A 17,326-nucleotide genomic window follows, 5' to 3' on the forward strand; every position below is an offset into this window, starting at 1 on the left:
TTTAGACTCCACGTTGCTCAACAGGGGCAGGGGATGATTGTGATTTATTCGGGATCAGGCGATCGATGACCATAATGATCGCCGGGGTCGCCAGGGCGACATACATGTTATTGATGCCGAACGGATCGCCAAGTAAATACCAGACGGAGGTCACCACGCAGGCGCCGATCAGACCGGCATTGGCGCCGCGGGTGCTCCTGAAGAAGGGGGCATAGAAGGCGATGACCGCTACTACGGTAATGGACAGGCGGATGGCGCGGGTGAAGAAGGAGAGTTTCAGCACTTCCGGCACCAGCAGCACAAAGATCAGCGGCAGGAAGCCGATAATTAACGATGCCCAGCGCGTGGCTCTGAACTCCTGGTCCGGAGTTGGGTTACGCCATGGCACGTAGAAATCTTTCACCACCAGCGAGGCAATGGCCAGAGCAACGGTACTTACGCTGACGAATATCGAGGCCACAAGTGACGTTGTCACGAGACCCGCCAGCCAGGGATTCATGTCCTGCAGAAATACCGGCAGGGCGTACAGGCTGTTGATTTCCGGATGCAGATACTTCGCCGCCACGCCGATGATGGCGATGGCAAGGGCGATGGGCAGGCAGAAAAAGAAGGCGATCCACGTGGAGCGCTTTGCTGACCGGACGTCTTTGGTGGAGCTGATCGCCTGGATAACAAACTGGGTGCAGAAGATGGAGCCGATAGTGCCGATAAGCCAGGCGAAGATAGTGCCAGCGCCAATGTTGCCATCCCACGTCCAGTAGTAATCCGGCATCTTCTCAATCATCGGCGTGAAGCCGCCGGTTTTGGACAGAGCAAAACCCAGAATGATCAGCAGACCAGCGTATTTTAACGCGCTGTGTAACATGGTGACCCAGGCGACGCCTTTCATGCCGCCGAAGGCGAAATAGAAGGTACTGACGATGGCGGTAATAAAGGCGGCCACGGGTAAGTTGACTTTTAAGACGGTGGAAATAGCCGCGGCGCCGCTGACGTAGTTGCCCACGTTAACCAGCAACAGCGCATAAATCATGATCAGGGAGATGATATTTTTGGTACTGGTGCCATATTTCTCAGCGATAGCCCCGGATATGGTGATTTTCCCGGTGTTATAGATGCGCTTTACCAGAATCAAACCGAACAGCGGGAAGCCGATGGCCGCCCCCAGCACGGACCATGAGGCGGCAATTCCGCTCTCAAAGGCGGCCTGAGCGGTACCGATGGTTGATTTGGCGCCAATATATTCCGACATCAGTAATATACCGACAATAAAGGCCGGCATGGCGCGCGAGCCTTCCATAAAATCCCCGGAATTCTTACTACGAATACGGAATGTCAGCCAGGTGGTAAACAGAATATAGGCAATGACAATGCCGACAATAATAAAGGTATCTTCAGCGGTAAAATGATTCATCTTAGCCTCTCTCTGGGCGTACGAATCCTGGGTACGGCGGTACCCGGTCTGTTTTATTTACGAAACGCAGCGGGTATTACGCTAAATAACGGGCAATGATGCCGCGTATTTCCTGCAGCTGCTGGTCACTAAACTGCACCGCGTAGCGGCTGTCGCCCACCTCATGGCCCATCAGCTGCAGCGCTTTTTTCACCGCCGCGGGTGAGAACGCTACGTTGTACAGGTCGGTGCGCAGGCCCGTTACCCGCTCCTGCGCCTGGCGCGATCCGGCGATATCACCAGCATGGAACAGCGACCAGATAGCGTTGATCTCGGCAGGCGCGACGTTGGCAAGCCCCGAGATGCAGGCTGAGCAGCCGTCGACAAACCCCTGATGGATAAGCGAGTCCGGGCCGTTGAGAACGTCGAAACCGTCAATGTCGCGTACCGCGTCAAGAAAGCCTTTCAGACTGTCGTAGCTGCCAGCGCTATCCTTGATGCCAATGATATTGTCGTGCTGCGCCAGCTTACGCGCTGTCTCCGGCGCAAGGGTGTTACCGGTGCGGGCGGGAATGTTGTAAAGAAAGAGCGGGACGCTCAGCGCGTCGGCGATCGCCGTATAGTGGTTTATCAGCTCTTCCTGCTTCAGGGGCACGAACCACGGGGTAATGGCCGATACCGCGTCAACCCCGAGGCGGGCGATCTGCTGGCCAAGCCGGCGGGTCTCCCGCGTGGAAACCTCCCCGATGTGGGCTACCACCGGCGCGCGACCGGCGGCCGCCTCCACGCAGGTTCTGGCGACGGCGATCTTCTCTTCCTCATTGAGGACAAAAAACTCGCCGTTGGTGCCGCCGCAGAATATGCCGTTGCCCGCGGCGATCTGGCGCTGCACCTGCTGCTGCAGCGATGGCAGGTTAAGGGCTCCCTCGGTGGTAAAGGGGGTAACGATGGCGGTGAGTACGCCGCTAATGGCTCTCCTCATTTGATTTTCTCCTGTTAGGCATGTTCCGGAAACAGCGTCTGGTAGATAGCCGCGATCTCTTCACGGCTGACGCTGCAGGGGGCGTTATTCATCAGGCGCTTCACGTTCTGCGCCGCCGCGCTGAGGGCGGGGATGCTATCTGCGGGAACGCCGAGCGCGGCGAGGTTATCGGGCAGCGGTAAGCGTTTGACCAGCGCCGCCAGCCATGCCACCAGCGCATGGGATTTCTCTTCCTCGCTGAGGGTGAGGTCCGCGTCGGGGATCAGATCCCAGACCTGAGCGAACTTCGCCACCGCGTGGGGGCGGACCACCCGCATGCAGGGCGCCAGCAGAATGGCGTTGGCCACCCCGTGCGGCAGGTGCCAGGTGCCGCCGAGCGGATAGGAGAGCGCATGCACCAGATGGGTGCCGGCATGGTTGATCGCCGCGCCGCCGTACCACGAGGCCCAGAGCATCTCCAGCTTCGCCGTCAGATCCTGCGGCTGATCCACCGAGCGTTCGATATGACGCACCAGCTTGTGTAAACCGATTAACGCCGCGTTATCGCTTACCGGGTTGGCCACGGTGGAGGTGAAGCACTCCAGCAGATGGCACAGAGCATCGATCCCGGTCGAGGCTGCGATGCTGGCCGGCATGCTGGTGGTCAGCTCCGGCAGCAGGGCGACGTAGTCCGGGAGCAGCACCGGGGAGATGATCCCCACTTTGGTCTGCTGCTCGGGGATCGCCAGAATAGCGTTCGGCGTTGCTTCGGAGCCGGTCCCGGCGGTGGCAGGGATCAGCAGAGAGCATAGCCGTCGTTGCGGCTGTTCACCCGCCAGCAGGGCCGTCAGAGTGGGGGCTTGCGGATGCAGCAGCACCGACAGCAGTTTCGCCACGTCCAGCACGCTCCCACCGCCAATGCCGACGACCATCTGCGGTTGAGAAGCGCCCAGCTGGCTGACGATCTCCGCCACATCCTGATGACTGGGCTCGGCAGGCACACTGTTAATGACCTCAACCTGGCGCCCGTCAGCCGCCAGCAGACGCTGGATCGCCCGGGTCGCCTCCAGCGCCCCGACGTTCTGGTCGGTCACCAGCAGGATACGGATTTTATCTGCCAGCAGCGGGAGCAGGGCCGATGAGGCGCCAGCCCCGCTGATGATCGTGCTGTGTATCGTCGCCACGCGTTTCTCCTTGGTAGTGGTTGATTGAATTCAATCATTCACGAGTCGTTCTACTCGTCTGGTGGGGAAAAGTTATAATTTATACGGCGGTTTAATAACTTGAGCTTGCTCACATTTAATCAAATATGATTGAATATAATCAATTTCAGGTTTGCAACGTTTACAACGACCACAAGGCAGGACAATGAAAGACGGCAATAACAGCGTGCTGGTGCTGGCAGATGACTTTACCGGAGCCAATGACGCCGGGGTCAGCCTGGCGGAGGCGGGTATGTCGGTAGAAGTGGCATTCTCCGCCGGGCAGGCGTCATCCGCACGGGCGTTAATACTCAACAGCGACAGCCGGGCGATGACCGCCGCCGCGGCCGCCGACAAGGTCACCGCTCTGCTGCGCGGCGCGGCGCGATTCGCCCCGCGCTGGCAGATAAAGAAGATCGACTCCACGCTGCGCGGCAACCCCGGCGCCGAACTGGAAGCGATGATGACGGCGCAGGGCTGCCGGGTGGCGGTTGTGGCGCCGGCTTACCCGGCGGCCGGGCGGCATACCCGGGACGGACGCTGCTATGTACACGGGATACCCCTCGATCACACCGAATTTGCCAGCGATCCGAAGACGCCGGTTAGCCGGGCGGATATTGCCGGCATTCTCGCCATGCAGAGCCGGTTGCCGAGCCGGTCGCTGAGCGCCGCCCAGCTTCCGGGAGCGTTAGCGACGGCGGGCGAAGCGAGGCAGGTACTGATTATTGACGCCTGGGAAGAGCGTCATCTGGATCAGGTTATTGACGCCGTCGCTCCTCATGCGCAGGAGACCCTGCTGGTCGGCTCGGCAGGCCTTTGCGAGGCGCTGGCGCGCCGCCTGCGCCGCAGCGAGCAGGGGCCGCTGCTGGCGGTGGTCGGCTCGATGAGCGAGATGGCGCAGCGCCAGGTCGCGGCGCTGCAGGCTCATTCCCGAGTGAGAAAGATCGAAATTGATGTCGAACAGGCCTTTAGCGGATCGCCGAAGGAGGAAGCCTCCCGGATCGCCGAGGTGCTGCGTGAGGGTGATCACTGCGTGGTGACCACCCGCCCGAATAACGCCGTCCGGCACGGGATTGAAGCCCAGTGCCGCGAACGCGGTCTCAGCCGCGCGGCCTACGGGGAGCACATCTGCGCCTGGCTTGCCGACGTTACGGCACAGGCGGTGGCGCTGTGTCCCCCTGGCGCGCTGTACCTCTCCGGTGGCGATGTGGCCATCGCCGTGGCTCAGGCGCTCGGCGCCAGCGGTTTTCAGATCCGCGGCCGGGTCGCGGAGTGCGTCCCCTACGGATACTTCCTCGGCGGCCGCTGGTCGCGGCCGGTGATGACTAAAGCCGGAGGATTCGGCACCGACACCACGCTATTACATGTTGTGAATTTTATTGAGGAGAAACTGAGTGTCTAACATCATTGCAGTCACAATGGGCGACCCGGCAGGGATTGGTCCGGAGATTATTATCAAATCCCTCGCCGAAGGGGCGCTGAGCGGCGCGCCGGTGGTGGTGGTGGGCTGCGCGCAGACGCTGCGGCGTATCCTGGCGTTGAACATCACCCCGCGGGCGGAGCTACGCATCATTGACCATCCCGCCGAGGCAAGCTTTGCCCCGGCGACGATTAACGTCATCGATGAGCCGCTCAGCGACCCGCAGGGGCTGCGTCCTGGCGAAGTGCAGGCCCAGGCCGGGGATCTGGCGTTTCGCTGTATTAAGCGGGCGACCCGCCTCGCGCTGGAGGGCGCCGTCGCGGCCATCGCCACCGCGCCGTTGAATAAAGAGGCGCTGCATCTGGCGGGGCATGCTTTTCCCGGCCATACGGAACTGTTGGCCCACCTGACGCAAACCACCGATTACGCCATGGTGCTGTATACCGAAAAGCTTAAGGTTATCCATATCACCACCCATATCGCCCTGCGCCAGTTCCTTGATACCCTCAACCAGCCGCGGATCGAGACAGTGATCGGCGTGGCGGATCGCTTTCTGCGCCGCGTCGGCTATAAGCGTCCGCGCATTGCGGTCGCTGGCGTGAACCCGCACGCCGGGGAGAATGGCCTGTTTGGCGATGAAGAGATCCGCATCGTCGCCCCCGCGGTTGCCGCCATGCGGGAGCAGGGAGTGGAGGTAACCGGCCCCTGTCCGCCGGACACGGTGTTTATGCAGTGTCATGAGGGGATGTACGACATGGTCGTGGCGATGTATCACGACCAGGGGCATATTCCGCTGAAGCTGCTGGGATTCTATGATGGGGTCAATATCACCGCTGGGCTGCCGTTTATCCGCACCTCTGCGGATCATGGCACCGCGTTTGATATTGCCTGGACAGGTAAAGCGAAGTCTGAGAGCATGGCAACCTCCATTGAGCTCGCCATGCACATCGCGCAGGAATAACATGAAGGGATATAACCGGTTAGAGCAGATTATGGACTTCCTGAAAAGCCATAATCTGGTGACAGTCGACCAGCTGGTGGCGGCGACCAACGCCTCGCCAGCCACCATTCGCCGCGACCTGATCAAACTCGATCAGGAAGGGGTGATCAGCCGCACGCATGGCGGGGTGACGTTGAACCGGTTTATTCCTGCCCAGCCGACGACGCTGGAGAAAGCCCAGCGCAGCCCGCTGGAAAAGCAGGCGATCGCCAGCGCGGCGGCAGCGCTGGTGAAAGCCGGCGACGCCATTGTGCTCGATGCCGGCACCACCATGATTGAGCTGGCGCGGCAGATCACCCATCTGCCGCTGCGGGTGATCACCAGCGATTTACATATCGCCCTGTTTTTGTCGGAATTTAAGCAGATTGAAGTGACGATTATCGGCGGGCGCATCGATGACAGCAGCCAGTCGTGCATCGGCGATCACGGCCGCCGCCTGCTGCAGACCATCTGGCCCGATCTCGCCTTCGTCAGCTGCAACGGCTGGGACCTTGAGAAAGGGATCACCGCCCCGACGGAGGAGAAGGCCGCCCTGAAACGCGATCTGATGGCCAATGCCCGCCGGCGCATTCTGCTGGCGGACAGCTCCAAATACGGCGCCTGGTCACTCTTCAACATTGCCCCGCTGGAGTCGTTGACCGATATCGTCACCGACGGCCACCTGCCGGAAGCGACCCGCGAGGCGCTGGTGACCCTTTCCCCTCAGCTAATCATTGCCGACTGATCCAGACGCGGCCGTCTGCCGTCAGGGCAGACGCGCGATATTGGCTTTGATCACCGCAACCGACTGGCTGAACTTCGCCTGTTCTTCGCCGGCCAGCCGCAGTTCGATAATCTGCTCCACGCCCCCCTGGGCCAGCACCGCCGGCACCCCAGCCGCCGCGCCGCTGACCCCGTACTCACCGTCAAGAATGCAGGAGACCGCCAGCGCGCGGTGGCTGCCGGTAAAAATATTGCGGCAGATCTCGGCGATGGTGCCTGCCACGCCATATTCCGTACAGCCTTTGCCGGCGTAGATCTCAAACCCCAGCTTGCGCACTTTGTCGGCCATCGCCTCCCGGTCGAGCGGCCGGCCGGTGCGTTGCTGGTAGAGGTCGGCGATCGGCGTGCCATATACCGAGGAGTGCGACCATACCGGAAACTGGGTATCGCCGTGCTCGCCGAGGATAAAAGCGTCGATGCTCTGGGCGCCAATGTTCAGCTCCTGCGCCAGCAGACGGCGCAGGCGGGTGGTATCCAGCCAGACGCCGGTGCCCAGCACCTGGCTGCGCGGCAGGCCGGAGAGCTGCCATACCTGCCAGGTGATGATGTCACACGGGTTGGTGGCCACCAGGAAGATGCCGTTAAACCCGTTGGCCATCATGGTCGGCACGATGCTCTTGACGATTTTCGCGGTAGTGGTCAGTTCATCGAGACGGCTCTGGCCGGGGCGCAGCGCGCCGCCGGAGACGGTGATCACCGCGATGTCGACATCGGCGCAGTCGCTGGCCTCGCGGGTGGAGATGGTCATCATTCCCGGCAGATAGGCCGCGGCATCGCTGAGGTCCTGAGCGTGGGCCTCGGCGCGCGGCTGGTTAAGGTCGACGAGGATCAGCTCCTCACAAATGCTCTGGTTGAGCAGGGCGTAGGCCGCTGACGCGCCGACGTTACCGGCGCCAATAATCATCACTTTACGGGCTTTGGTGCGCATATTCAGGTCTCAAAAACGGACGGTAGGGTATAAAGTTAATGCGTTTCAGTTAGTTAGCGCAAGTGGTGGGTGGCAATATAAGTTAATGCTATGGCGGAAACCGTTCCGGGGCGCGCTACAGTGGCGTAAAAAAAGGAGCTCACCTATGTATACCATCACCGACATCGCCCCCACCGACGCCGAATTTACCGCCCTGATTGCCGCCCTCGACGCCTGGCAGGAGACACTCTACCCGGCGGAGAGCAACCATCTGCTGGACCTCGGTCAACTGCCGCCGGAGACAGTGATCGCCCTGGCGATCCGCAGTCCGCAGGGCGAAGCCGTTGGCTGTGGGGCTATCGTCCTCAGCGAGGAAGGTTTTGGCGAGATGAAGCGGGTCTATATTGATCCACAGCATCGTGGGCAACAGCTGGGAGAAAAGCTGCTGGCGGCCCTGGAGGCGAAAGCGCGCCAGCGCGACTGCCATACTCTGCGCCTGGAGACCGGCATCCATCAGCATGCGGCCATCACCCTCTATACGCGCAACGGCTATCAGACCCGCTGCGCGTTTGCTCCCTACCAGCCCGATCCGCTCAGCGTCTTTATGGAGAAACCGCTGTTTGCCGATCTTCGTTCAGCAGCGCTATAAACGCTTCCAGCTGGCGGGTTTTGGCGCCCCGACGCCACACCAGCCAGGTGGTGAGCCAGCGCCACTCTTCCGCCAGCGGCCAGGCGGAAACCTGCTGATGGCCCGGCATACTCTCCAGCATACTGCGCGGGATCAGCGCCAGCCCAGCGCCGGCGATCACGCAGGCCAGCATCCCGTGATAAGACTCCATCTCATGGATCCGGCCCGGAGTGGCTCTGTCGGCATGGAACCAGCTCTCAAAATGCCGGCGGTAGGAACAGTTGGCGCGAAAAGCGTAGACATTAGCCCCGTTCACTTCGCTGGCGCGGGCGATGGGCGCGTGGCCGTATGGGGCGACGATCATCATCTCTTCAGGGAACACCGGCAGCCCCTCCAGGCCCGGGTGCACCAGCGGTCCGTCAACGAACGCGGCGCTCAGGGCTCCCTCCAGCACGCCGTCGATCATCGTCCCGGAGGGGCCGGTGGAGAGGGCGAGATGAATTTTCGGGTAGCGCTGATTAAAGTGGGCCAGGGTGGTGGGGATCCGCACCGCCGCGGTGCTCTCCAGCGAACCGAGAGAGAACAGTCCCTGGGGTTCGTCGCCCGCCACTACCATTCGCGCCTCGTCCACCAGGGCGAGGATCTGCTGGCTGTAGCGTAAGAAGCTGTGGCCCGCGGGCGAGAGGCGCAGCCGCTGGTTCTCGCGGATAAACAGCTCAACGCCAAGATCCGCCTCCAGCTGGCGGATGCGGGTGGTGAGGTTGGACGGCACGCGATGCACTTTCTGCGCCGCCTGGGTAATGCTGCCGGTGCTGGCGACGGCGTTAAACATCTCTAGCTGAGTCAGGTCCATACTATTCTTCTTTTGTGAATGCGTTGCTTAATATTATTCATTTTCAATGAATGGAAAGGTAAGCCAGAATACGTTCACTTCGCAAGCAACGAGAGAGAGAATAACGATGAATTTATCTGCAACGCACGCCGTCTCCGTCAACCCGACTACCGGCGAGGTGGTCTCCTCGCTGCCGTGGGCCAGCGAACGCGAGGTCGACGCGGCTATCGCTCTCGCCGCGGCGGGCTATCGCCAGTGGCGTCAGACGCCGCTCGCCGCACGCGCCGACGCGCTGCGCCGCATCGGGGCCGAGCTGCGCGCCCGCGGTGAAGAGGTGGCCCAGACGATCACTCTCGAGATGGGCAAACCGATTGCTCAGGCTCGCGGCGAGGTGGCGAAATCCGCCAATCTCTGTGACTGGTATGCCGAACATGGCCCGGCGATGCTGGCGACCGAAGCCACGCTGGTGGAAAATAACCAGGCAGTGATCGAATATCGTCCGCTGGGGGCCATTCTGGCGGTGATGCCGTGGAACTTCCCGGTCTGGCAGGTGCTGCGCGGCGCGGTGCCGATCCTGCTGGCCGGCAACAGCTACCTGCTGAAGCACGCCCCGAACGTGATGGGCAGCGCCCGCCTGCTGGGCGAGATTTTTGCCGCCGCCGGCCTGCCGGAGGGCGTGTTTGGCTGGGTCAACGCCACCAATGACGGCGTTACGCAGATTATCAATGACGACCGCATCGCGGCGGTGACCGTCACCGGCAGCGTCCGCGCCGGGAAAGCGATTGGCGCTCAGGCGGGCGCAGCGTTGAAGAAATGCGTGCTCGAGCTGGGGGGATCCGATCCCTTTATCGTTTTGAATGATGCCGATCTGGATGAAGCGGTGAAGGCCGCCGTCACCGGCCGCTATCAGAACAGCGGCCAGGTGTGCGCCGCGTCGAAGCGCTTTATCCTCGAAGCCGGCATTGCCGAGGCCTTCACCCGCAAATTTGTCGACGCCGTCGCGGCGCTGAAGATGGGCGATCCGCGCGACGAGCAGAATTACGTCGGGCCGATGGCGCGATTCGATCTGCGCGATGAACTGCACCAGCAGGTAACGGCGACCCTCGATGAAGGCGCAACCCTGCTGCTGGGGGCGGAAAAAATCGAAGGGGCGGGCAATTACTATGCGCCAACGGTCCTGGGCAACGTCACCGCCGGCATGACCGGCTTCCGCCAGGAGCTGTTTGGTCCGGTCGCGACCCTGACCACCGCCCGTGACGCAGACCATGCGCTGGCCCTCGCCAACGACAGCGAATTTGGCCTGTCGGCAACGGTCTACACCACCGACGAGGCGCAGGCCCAGCGCTTTGCCCGCGAGCTGGAGTGCGGCGGTGTCTTCCTTAACGGCTACTGCGCCAGCGACGCCCGGGTGGCTTTCGGCGGCGTGAAGAAGAGCGGTTTTGGTCGCGAACTGTCGCATTTTGGCCTGCATGAGTTCTGCAATGCGCAGACCGTCTGGAAAGACCGTCGCTAATCTGCGTTTGCCCCTGACGACCGTCGTTCTCGTCTGCTATACTCGCCCACCAAAATTTGACGGTGGGCAAGGAGCCGCGTGTGGCGACGGTGATCAATAACGCAATGCTGGAAGCCATTCTGGCAGAAATCAGGCCGCTGATTGGCCGCGGTAAAGTGGCGGATTATATTCCGGCGCTGGCCAGCGTCAGCGGCGATAAGCTTGGCATCGCTATCTGTACGGTGGACGGGCAGCATTTTGCCGCCGGCGATGCCCATGAACGATTCTCCATCCAGTCGATCTCCAAGGTATTGAGTCTGGTGGTGGCCATGAACCACTATCAGGAAGAGGAGATCTGGCAGCGGGTAGGGAAAGATCCCTCCGGTCAGCCCTTTAACTCGCTTCTGCAGCTCGAGATCGAGCAGGGCAAACCGCGCAACCCGTTTATCAACGCCGGGGCGCTGGTTGTCTGCGACATGCTGCAGAGCCGGCTCAGCGCGCCGCGCCAGCGAATGCTGGAGATTGTCCGCCGCCTGAGCGGCGTGGCCGATATCGCCTACGATCCGCTGGTGGCCCGCTCTGAGTTTGAGCATTCGGCGCGCAACGCCGCTATCGCCTGGCTGATGAAATCCTTCGGCAACTTCCATAATGATGTCGCCACCGTGCTGCAGAACTATTTCCACTACTGTTCGCTGGAGATGAGCTGCGTCGAGCTGGCGCGAACCTTTCTGTTTCTCGCCGACCGCGGCATTGCCCCGCATCTCGAAACGCCGGTTATCGCGCCGATACAGTCCCGCCAGGTGAATGCCCTGATGATGACCAGCGGCATGTACCAGAACGCCGGCGAGTTTGCCTGGCGCGTCGGTCTGCCGGCGAAATCGGGCGTCGGCGGCGGAATTGTGGCAATTGTGCCGCAGGAGATGGCGATCGCGGTCTGGAGCCCGGAGCTTGACGAGGCGGGGAACTCCCTGGCCGGCGTGGCGCTGCTGGAGAAACTGACTCAGCGGATGGGGAGGTCGGTGTTCTGATGGTCGATCAGGATCGATTATTTGCTCGCCTGGCGCGTTCGACGTTTCGTTCACGCTTCCGGCTGGGAATGAAAGAGCGGCAATACTGCCTCGATAAAGGGCCGGAGGTCATCGACCAGCATGCCGCCGATTTTATCCGTCAGCGGCTGGCGTCCGCCGCGCCGGCCAATGATGGCAAGCAGACGCCGATGCGCGGTCACCCGGTGTTTATCGCCCAGCACGCGACCGCCACCTGCTGTCGCGGCTGCCTGGAAAAATGGCACGCCATTCCCCATGGCCGCGCGCTGAGCGAGCAGGAGCAGCGCTATATTGTGCAGGTGATCCACCGCTGGCTGGTGCTGCAGATGAATGGCCCGTCTGTGCGCTAATTTGCATTTGATCGGCGCCGGAGTATGCCTGATAAATATTCTCATGTTATGATAATCCGCTAACTAACTATTAACATAATAATTGCCTGAAACAATTAGACGGATAATTACTGAATGTCTTCACTGTCGATTCGGTCATTTACGCTGTTTCGTGAAGAACAACCCGTGCGCGATGCACTGGTCTTATTTACGTTAACGCTATTGCTGCATTTTCTGGGCGCGATGCTGCGTCTGGTGCAGGAGCTCTCTTTCTTCTGGCCGCTCAACGCAGTGATGGCCGGGATCTTTGCGCGCTACGTATGGCTTAATCGCAGCTATTTTTATGCCGTCTGCTTTGCGGCAATGCTGGTCTATGACGGATTAACTTCGCGCTGGGGAATGGGCTTTGCCTCATTGCTGATTAACTTCTCCAATATTGTCTTTATTGTGACCCTGGCGCAGCTGGTGCTGTGGGATAAACGACGCGCCGACTCGATGCCCGGCCCGATTAACGCGCTTAATTTATTCTGTTTCTGTCTGTTAGCCGCGCTGCTGTGCGCAGCGGTCGGCGCGTTGGGGTCGGTGGACGTCGAGCGCGCCACCTTTATTCCCCAGCTGGCGGACTGGTTTAGCGAGCAGTTCTCGACGGCGGTGCTTATTCTGCCGTTTATTCTGACCCTGACGCTGCCCTCCGCGTTAAGCGGTTTTCGCTTTCGCCAGCTGCTGCCCGCGCTGGCGCTGGTGCTGTCGATTGCCCTCGGCGTGGCGGTGGGCGGCGCCGGCAGCATTACCTTCCCGTTACCGGCCCTGATCTGGTGCGCCGTGCGCTATCCGCTGCCGCTGACCTGCCTGTTGACCTTTCTCACCGGCATCGGCGAGATACTGCTGGTGGCCAACTCGTTAATTCACTTTGCGCCGGATACGCGAATGCAGCCGTGGCAGTTGTTCTCCACTCGCCTGGGGATCGCGGCGATGCTGATAAGTCCGGTGATCGTCGCCTCCAGCGTCGAGGCGATTAACATGCTGGTGAAACAGCTGGCCCTGCGCGCCGATTTTGATTTCCAGACCCGGGTCTATTCCCGTTCCGGGCTGAGCGAGGCGCTGAAGCGTCAGGCCTTGCCGGCCGATAAACTGCTGACGGTGATGGTGCTGGACATCGATGGCTTCAAAAGGGTGAACGATGCCCTGGGCCATGAGGGCGGAGATTGCGTACTGACTCAGTTTGCCCAGCAGGTCAGGCAACTGGTGGGCGAGCAGGGTATGGTCGCCCGTATCGGCGGCGAGGAGTTTGCGGTCGCCGCCGTGGTCGACAGTACCCAGCAGGGTTACCTGCTGGCGGAGAAGATCCGCCACGGCGTAGAGTCGCAAGCTTTCGGTTGGGGACATAACCCGATCCACCTGACCATCAGTATGGGACTGGAGACACGCGAGGTGGGCCAGGCCCGTATTACCGAGCTGTTTAACCAGCTGCTGCTGGCGGCGGACGATGAAATGGTCAAAGCCAAACAGACAGGCCGTAACCGCATCTGTATGCCGACGCTGACGGAAAGCGCACCATAAGAAAATCCTATAGGTGTTATGCTTGTGTTAATGCTTGGTTAAAATATAGTGATGTGGTCAAAAACAAGGAGCTAGTATGATCACATCATTTTCACTGCGCACGCTATCGCGTGACGATATTCTTCATCACCTTCCGGCATTAAGCGATATCCTGGCGAGCTGCGTGAACGGCGGCGCCTCGGTGAGCTTTATGCTGCCTTTCAGTCAGCAGACGGCGACGACCTTCTGGCAACATGTCGCCAACAGCGTGGCGGCCGGGGAGCGCATCGTGCTGGCCGCCCTTGACGCTGAGGAACGTCCCGTCGGCACCGTGCAACTGATCACCAGCCAACCGGAAAACCAGCCCCATCGTGCGGACGTGGCCAAACTTTTGGTTCACCAAAATGCCCGTCGCCTGGGGATTGCCAACGCGCTGATGGCGGAGCTGGAGCAAACCGCCCGGCGGGTAGGCAAGACGGTGCTGGTGCTGGACACGGCGACCGGCAGCGGGGCGGAACAGTTCTATGTCCGCTGTGGCTGGGAAAAAGTGGGCGAAATTCCGCGCTATGCGCTGATGCCTGACGGTGAGATGACCGCCACTTCACTGTTCTATAAGTTTCTTCCCTGACGGCGGTTATTACAGAATCCTTTGATCAAAACAGGGTTTCACTGGTAGTAAAACCTGATAAGTTATTGGACCAATTACTCAGGTTGTATGACTACTCTTAGAGGGAACCCATTGTGAAAACATTAAACCGTCGTGATTTCCCCGGCGCGCAGTACCCTGACCGTATCATCCAGTTTGGAGAAGGTAACTTCCTGCGCGCATTCGTTGACTGGCAGATTGACCTGCTCAACACGCATACCGACCTGAATGCTGGCATCGTGGTCGTTCGTCCTATTGCCACCGATTTCCCACCCTCCCTGAATACCCAGGACGGCCTCTATACCACTATCATTCGCGGTCTCAACGAGCAGGGCGAAGCGGTGAGCGACGCGCGGCTGATCCGCTCGGTCAACCGGGAAATCAGCGCTTACGCTGACTACGACGCTTTTTTACGTCTGGCGCATAACCCCCAGATGCGGTTTGTCTTTTCCAATACCACTGAGGCGGGCATCAGCTACCATGCCGGGGATCGGTTTGATGACGCACCGCCGGTAAGCTATCCGGCAAAACTGACCCGCCTGCTGTTTGAACGCTATCAGCATTTTGCCGGCGCAGCCGATAAGGGATGGGTGATCATCCCCTGCGAACTGATCGATTATAACGGCGAGGCGTTGCAGACGCTGGTGCTGCGCTATGCCTCCGAGTGGCAGCTGCCGCAGGCCTTTATCAACTGGCTGACGTCGGCAAATACCTTCTGTTCCACGCTGGTGGATCGCATTGTGACCGGCTACCCGCGCGATGAAGTGGCGGCTCTGGAGGCGCAAACCGGCTATCAGGACGCTTTCCTCGATACTGCCGAGCACTTTTATTTGTTCGTTATTCAGGGGCCCGCCTCATTAGCCAGCGAGCTGCGACTCGATAAGCTGCCGCTCAATGTGCGCATCGTGGACGATATCAAGCCCTATAAAGAGCGCAAAGTGGCGATCCTCAACGGGGCGCACACCGCCCTGGTGCCGGTGGCCTTCCTGACCGGGATCGACACCGTCGGCGAGGCGATGAACGATGCGGAAATTTGCGCGTTTGTCGAAAAGGCGATTTATGACGAGATTATTCCGGTGCTGGATCTACCGCGCGATGAGCTGGTGTCATTCGCCAGCGCCGTGACCGGACGCTTCCGTAATCCCTATATCAAACATCAGCTGCTCTCGATCGCTCTCAACGGCATGACCAAATACCGCACCCGTATTCTGCCGCAGCTGCTGGCAGGGCAGAAGGCGCATGGCGCGCTGCCGCCGCGCCTGACCTTCGCCCTGGCGGCGCTGATCGCCTTCTACCGGGGAGAGCGGGAGGGGACAAGCTATCCGGTACAGGATGATGCGGAATGGCTGACGCGCTACCAGACGCTCTGGGCGCGCCATCGTGACGGCCAGATATGCACCCGCGAGCTGGTTTCCGCTGTGCTCAGCGTGGAGTCCCACTGGGAGCAGGATCTCAGCCAGATCCCCGGCCTGGTGGAGCAGGTCGCCGCTGACCTTGACGCTATCCTGACCCGCGGTATGCGCGACGCCGTCAGGCCGCTCTGCTGATAGCGGAGTCTATTCACCCGGCTGCGGCCGGGTTTAATCGCACTCGAATTAGTTACAACATACTTTTTTATTAACCGGATTAAGCCGGTCGGCAGCCTCGCTGCAAAAGGCTTTTTAGTGCCAAATCGCCCTGCACAGGGGGAGAATTGTGGTTAAGCCGCTTGAACAAATACCTGCGCAGGAAAATAATGGCCTTAACACATATTTCCTGCCAATGTTCGCAGGCTAATTCATTCATCTGTAAGGAAACTCGCATGGTCATCGATATCCGGGAAATTCGGCCGCATGACAAAGCCGAATGGCTTCAGCTCTGGGAAGGCTATACCCGCTTCTACGGCAGCCCGCAGCCGGAAGAGGTGACCGAATGCACCTGGCAGCGGATGCTGGAGGTGAACTCACCCGTGCTGGGCAGAGTCGCGGTGGTGGATGATACGGTGGTGGGTTTCGCTATCTGCATTCTGCACGAAGGCACCTGGGTCACTACGCCGATCTGCTATCTGGAGGATCTGTTCGTCGATCCTGCCTTCCGCGGACAAGGCATTGCCAGAACGCTGATTAAGTCGCTGCAAACCGAAGGGGCTGAGAAAGGCTGGTCACGTCTGTACTGGCATACTCGCCGTGATAATCCCGCCCGCCACCTGTATGATGAATTCACCCCGGCTGATGATTATGTGCGCTACAGGATCACCCTCGACTCCTGAAGCGATAAGATGTTGTTAAGCTTTTCCCGCTATAACAGGGGAAACAGGCTCAGGAGAAGCAACGATGGAAAAACGTCTCGAAACAGTGGTCAATCTGATAATGTTTCTTTCGCTATTGGCGACGGCCTGGGATCTGTCACTGGTGCATCATCTCGCCTGGTAGCAACAAAATAGCCTGAATCGCGGCGCCCTGCAGGCGCCGCCTGTCTTATTCACCCGCCATTATGCCGGCGCTGAAACTCCAGTCCTCCAGCTGGTTAAACTGGATCACCACCATCACGTCCTGCGGGCTGACCGCCATCTCATCGGCTAACCGCGCGCACAGCCGACGGTAGAGCCCCTGTTTCTGCGCCCGGCGGCGCGGCTTCCCGGCGAAAATATGAAACAGCACGAAGCGGGCGCTGCGCCCGCCGCTGAGATAATGCGGGTCGTAAATGCGCTGTCCGTCGGCGGTCTGCTCGATAAACTGAAATTTGTCCGCCGGCGGCACGTCAAACTCCGCCACCAGGCATTCATGGAATAGCGCCGACAGTTGAGCAAACTCCGCGGGACGCCAGGCCGCGCCAAGCGAAATACGCGTCAGAGGCATGGCGCCTCCTGCGCGTTCAGGCAGGTCAGGGCGCTGGCCGCCGCCGGCCAGCCGGCGTAGAACGCCAGGTGGGTAAACATTTCGACCATCTCCTCCTGGCTCAGGCCATTTTGATAGCCGTAGGCGATATGCCAGGGCAGTTGCTCCGTTTTGCCCAGCGCCGTCAGGGCGGAGAGGGTGATTAAGCTGCGTTCGCGGAGCGACAGCTCGCTACGCGCCCAGATATCGCCAAACAGCACCGTTTCGGTCAGTTCGGCCAGTTTTGGCGCAATGGCAGCCAGCGTGTGGCGATCGACAGGGGGGGTATGCATTGTGACTCCCGTTACAGGTTGAAG

18 protein-coding genes are annotated in these 17,326 nt (G+C 60.3%); 11 read left to right on the forward strand and 7 right to left on the reverse strand.

Annotated elements, in window-relative coordinates; translation table 11 throughout:
- Position 1: 1 nt before the first annotated feature.
- The 3 genes from ACOI7Z_RS03430 to ACOI7Z_RS03440 form a co-directional block, all read right to left on the reverse strand.
- The gene (locus ACOI7Z_RS03430) at positions 2 to 1,411 is read right to left on the reverse strand and encodes a sodium:solute symporter family protein (RefSeq protein WP_023289627.1); all 1,410 of its coding nucleotides are present in this window, start codon (positions 1,409 to 1,411) and stop codon (positions 2 to 4) included.
- Positions 1,412 to 1,487: 76 nt separating this feature from the next.
- Positions 1,488 to 2,372, reverse strand: coding sequence for a dihydrodipicolinate synthase family protein (locus tag ACOI7Z_RS03435; protein WP_137916271.1), 885 nt, complete (start codon positions 2,370 to 2,372; stop codon positions 1,488 to 1,490).
- 14 nt (positions 2,373 to 2,386) lie between these two features.
- Positions 2,387 to 3,535 (reverse strand): iron-containing alcohol dehydrogenase, encoded by a 1,149-nt coding sequence (locus ACOI7Z_RS03440; protein WP_137916270.1) that lies wholly within the window; start codon positions 3,533 to 3,535, stop codon positions 2,387 to 2,389.
- Between the two features lie 184 nt (positions 3,536 to 3,719).
- Here ACOI7Z_RS03440 and dtnK point away from each other — a divergent pair, with 184 nt between their 5' ends.
- Genes dtnK through ACOI7Z_RS03455 form a run of 3 tightly spaced genes read left to right on the forward strand, consistent with a single transcriptional unit; the run spans position 3,720 to position 6,697 of the window.
- The gene (gene dtnK, locus ACOI7Z_RS03445) at positions 3,720 to 4,955 is read left to right on the forward strand and encodes a D-threonate kinase (RefSeq protein WP_137916269.1); all 1,236 of its coding nucleotides are present in this window, start codon (positions 3,720 to 3,722) and stop codon (positions 4,953 to 4,955) included.
- A complete protein-coding gene (locus tag ACOI7Z_RS03450) occupies positions 4,948 to 5,934 on the forward strand; it encodes a D-threonate 4-phosphate dehydrogenase (RefSeq protein WP_137916268.1) in 987 nt (328 codons plus the stop codon). The genes dtnK and ACOI7Z_RS03450 overlap by 8 nt, the downstream gene beginning before the upstream one ends.
- Position 5,935: 1 nt before the next feature.
- Positions 5,936 to 6,697, forward strand: coding sequence for a DeoR/GlpR family DNA-binding transcription regulator (locus ACOI7Z_RS03455; RefSeq protein WP_023289632.1), 762 nt, complete (start codon positions 5,936 to 5,938; stop codon positions 6,695 to 6,697).
- Positions 6,698 to 6,718: 21 nt separating this feature from the next.
- Here ACOI7Z_RS03455 and ACOI7Z_RS03460 read toward each other — a convergent pair whose 3' ends face one another.
- Entirely contained in the window at positions 6,719 to 7,663 is a 945-nt protein-coding gene (locus ACOI7Z_RS03460; RefSeq protein WP_044522927.1) for an L-lactate dehydrogenase, read from the reverse strand.
- 145 nt (positions 7,664 to 7,808) lie between these two features.
- Between ACOI7Z_RS03460 and ACOI7Z_RS03465 the strand changes: the two genes are divergently transcribed.
- A complete protein-coding gene (locus ACOI7Z_RS03465; RefSeq protein WP_023289634.1) occupies positions 7,809 to 8,291 on the forward strand; it encodes a GNAT family N-acetyltransferase in 483 nt (160 codons plus the stop codon).
- On the opposite strand, the gene ptrR is transcribed toward ACOI7Z_RS03465, so the two are convergent.
- A complete protein-coding gene (gene ptrR / locus ACOI7Z_RS03470) occupies positions 8,245 to 9,123 on the reverse strand; it encodes a putrescine utilization regulator PtrR (RefSeq protein ID WP_023289635.1) in 879 nt (292 codons plus the stop codon). The two genes, ACOI7Z_RS03465 and ptrR, sit on opposite strands and share 47 nt — an antisense overlap.
- A 106-nt stretch (positions 9,124 to 9,229) precedes the next feature.
- Here ptrR and sad point away from each other — a divergent pair, with 106 nt between their 5' ends.
- The 7 genes from sad (at position 9,230) to ACOI7Z_RS03505 (ending at position 16,402) form a co-directional block, all read left to right on the forward strand.
- Positions 9,230 to 10,615: a succinate-semialdehyde dehydrogenase gene (sad, locus tag ACOI7Z_RS03475; protein ID WP_065882378.1), complete on the forward strand. Its 1,386-nt coding sequence runs from the start codon at positions 9,230 to 9,232 to the stop codon at positions 10,613 to 10,615.
- An 80-nt stretch (positions 10,616 to 10,695) separates the two neighbouring features.
- Entirely contained in the window at positions 10,696 to 11,622 is a 927-nt protein-coding gene (glsB, locus tag ACOI7Z_RS03480; protein WP_050534214.1) for a glutaminase B, read from the forward strand.
- A complete protein-coding gene (locus ACOI7Z_RS03485) occupies positions 11,622 to 11,990 on the forward strand; it encodes a DUF4186 domain-containing protein (RefSeq protein ID WP_023289638.1) in 369 nt (122 codons plus the stop codon). The genes glsB and ACOI7Z_RS03485 overlap by 1 nt, the downstream gene beginning before the upstream one ends.
- 114 nt (positions 11,991 to 12,104) lie before the next feature.
- Positions 12,105 to 13,529, forward strand: a complete 1,425-nt coding sequence (locus tag ACOI7Z_RS03490; protein WP_023289639.1) for a GGDEF domain-containing protein — start codon at positions 12,105 to 12,107, stop codon at positions 13,527 to 13,529.
- A 76-nt stretch (positions 13,530 to 13,605) separates the two neighbouring features.
- On the forward strand, positions 13,606 to 14,136 hold the full coding sequence (locus ACOI7Z_RS03495; protein WP_065882383.1) for a GNAT family N-acetyltransferase: 531 nt from the start codon (positions 13,606 to 13,608) through the stop codon (positions 14,134 to 14,136).
- A 113-nt stretch (positions 14,137 to 14,249) separates the two neighbouring features.
- Positions 14,250 to 15,701, forward strand: a complete 1,452-nt coding sequence (locus tag ACOI7Z_RS03500; RefSeq protein WP_065882386.1) for a tagaturonate reductase — start codon at positions 14,250 to 14,252, stop codon at positions 15,699 to 15,701.
- Positions 15,702 to 15,955: 254 nt separating this feature from the next.
- Entirely contained in the window at positions 15,956 to 16,402 is a 447-nt protein-coding gene (locus ACOI7Z_RS03505) for a GNAT family N-acetyltransferase (protein ID WP_137916266.1), read from the forward strand.
- 208 nt (positions 16,403 to 16,610) lie between these two features.
- Here ACOI7Z_RS03505 and ACOI7Z_RS03510 read toward each other — a convergent pair whose 3' ends face one another.
- Positions 16,611 to 16,991 (reverse strand): tautomerase family protein, encoded by a 381-nt coding sequence (locus ACOI7Z_RS03510; protein WP_023289643.1) that lies wholly within the window; start codon positions 16,989 to 16,991, stop codon positions 16,611 to 16,613.
- Positions 16,982 to 17,302, reverse strand: a complete 321-nt coding sequence (locus tag ACOI7Z_RS03515; RefSeq protein WP_023289644.1) for a carboxymuconolactone decarboxylase family protein — start codon at positions 17,300 to 17,302, stop codon at positions 16,982 to 16,984. The genes ACOI7Z_RS03510 and ACOI7Z_RS03515 overlap by 10 nt, the downstream gene beginning before the upstream one ends.
- Positions 17,303 to 17,326: the final 24 nt, after the last annotated feature.

Source organism: Klebsiella sp. C283 (assembly GCF_048822555.1).
Classification (GTDB): Bacteria; Pseudomonadota; Gammaproteobacteria; order Enterobacterales; family Enterobacteriaceae; genus Klebsiella; species Klebsiella quasipneumoniae.

Excerpts from the sequence above, each read along its gene's own strand:
- sad (WP_065882378.1), top strand. The coding sequence starts at position 9,230 with ATGAATTTATCTGCAACGCACGCCGTCTCCGTCAACCCGACTACCGGC.
- ACOI7Z_RS03485 (WP_023289638.1), top strand. The coding sequence starts at position 11,622 with ATGGTCGATCAGGATCGATTATTTGCTCGCCTGGCGCGTTCGACGTTT.
- dtnK (WP_137916269.1), top strand. The coding sequence starts at position 3,720 with ATGAAAGACGGCAATAACAGCGTGCTGGTGCTGGCAGATGACTTTACC.
- ACOI7Z_RS03455 (WP_023289632.1), top strand. The coding sequence starts at position 5,936 with ATGAAGGGATATAACCGGTTAGAGCAGATTATGGACTTCCTGAAAAGC.
- ACOI7Z_RS03465 (WP_023289634.1), top strand. The coding sequence starts at position 7,809 with ATGTATACCATCACCGACATCGCCCCCACCGACGCCGAATTTACCGCC.
- ACOI7Z_RS03435 (WP_137916271.1), bottom strand. The coding sequence starts at position 2,372 with ATGAGGAGAGCCATTAGCGGCGTACTCACCGCCATCGTTACCCCCTTT.
- ptrR (WP_023289635.1), bottom strand. The coding sequence starts at position 9,123 with ATGGACCTGACTCAGCTAGAGATGTTTAACGCCGTCGCCAGCACCGGC.
- ACOI7Z_RS03505 (WP_137916266.1), top strand. The coding sequence starts at position 15,956 with ATGGTCATCGATATCCGGGAAATTCGGCCGCATGACAAAGCCGAATGG.
- ACOI7Z_RS03510 (WP_023289643.1), bottom strand. The coding sequence starts at position 16,991 with ATGCCTCTGACGCGTATTTCGCTTGGCGCGGCCTGGCGTCCCGCGGAG.
- ACOI7Z_RS03460 (WP_044522927.1), bottom strand. The coding sequence starts at position 7,663 with ATGCGCACCAAAGCCCGTAAAGTGATGATTATTGGCGCCGGTAACGTC.
- ACOI7Z_RS03430 (WP_023289627.1), bottom strand. The coding sequence starts at position 1,411 with ATGAATCATTTTACCGCTGAAGATACCTTTATTATTGTCGGCATTGTC.
- ACOI7Z_RS03490 (WP_023289639.1), top strand. The coding sequence starts at position 12,105 with ATGTCTTCACTGTCGATTCGGTCATTTACGCTGTTTCGTGAAGAACAA.
- ACOI7Z_RS03515 (WP_023289644.1), bottom strand. The coding sequence starts at position 17,302 with ATGCATACCCCCCCTGTCGATCGCCACACGCTGGCTGCCATTGCGCCA.
- ACOI7Z_RS03495 (WP_065882383.1), top strand. The coding sequence starts at position 13,606 with ATGATCACATCATTTTCACTGCGCACGCTATCGCGTGACGATATTCTT.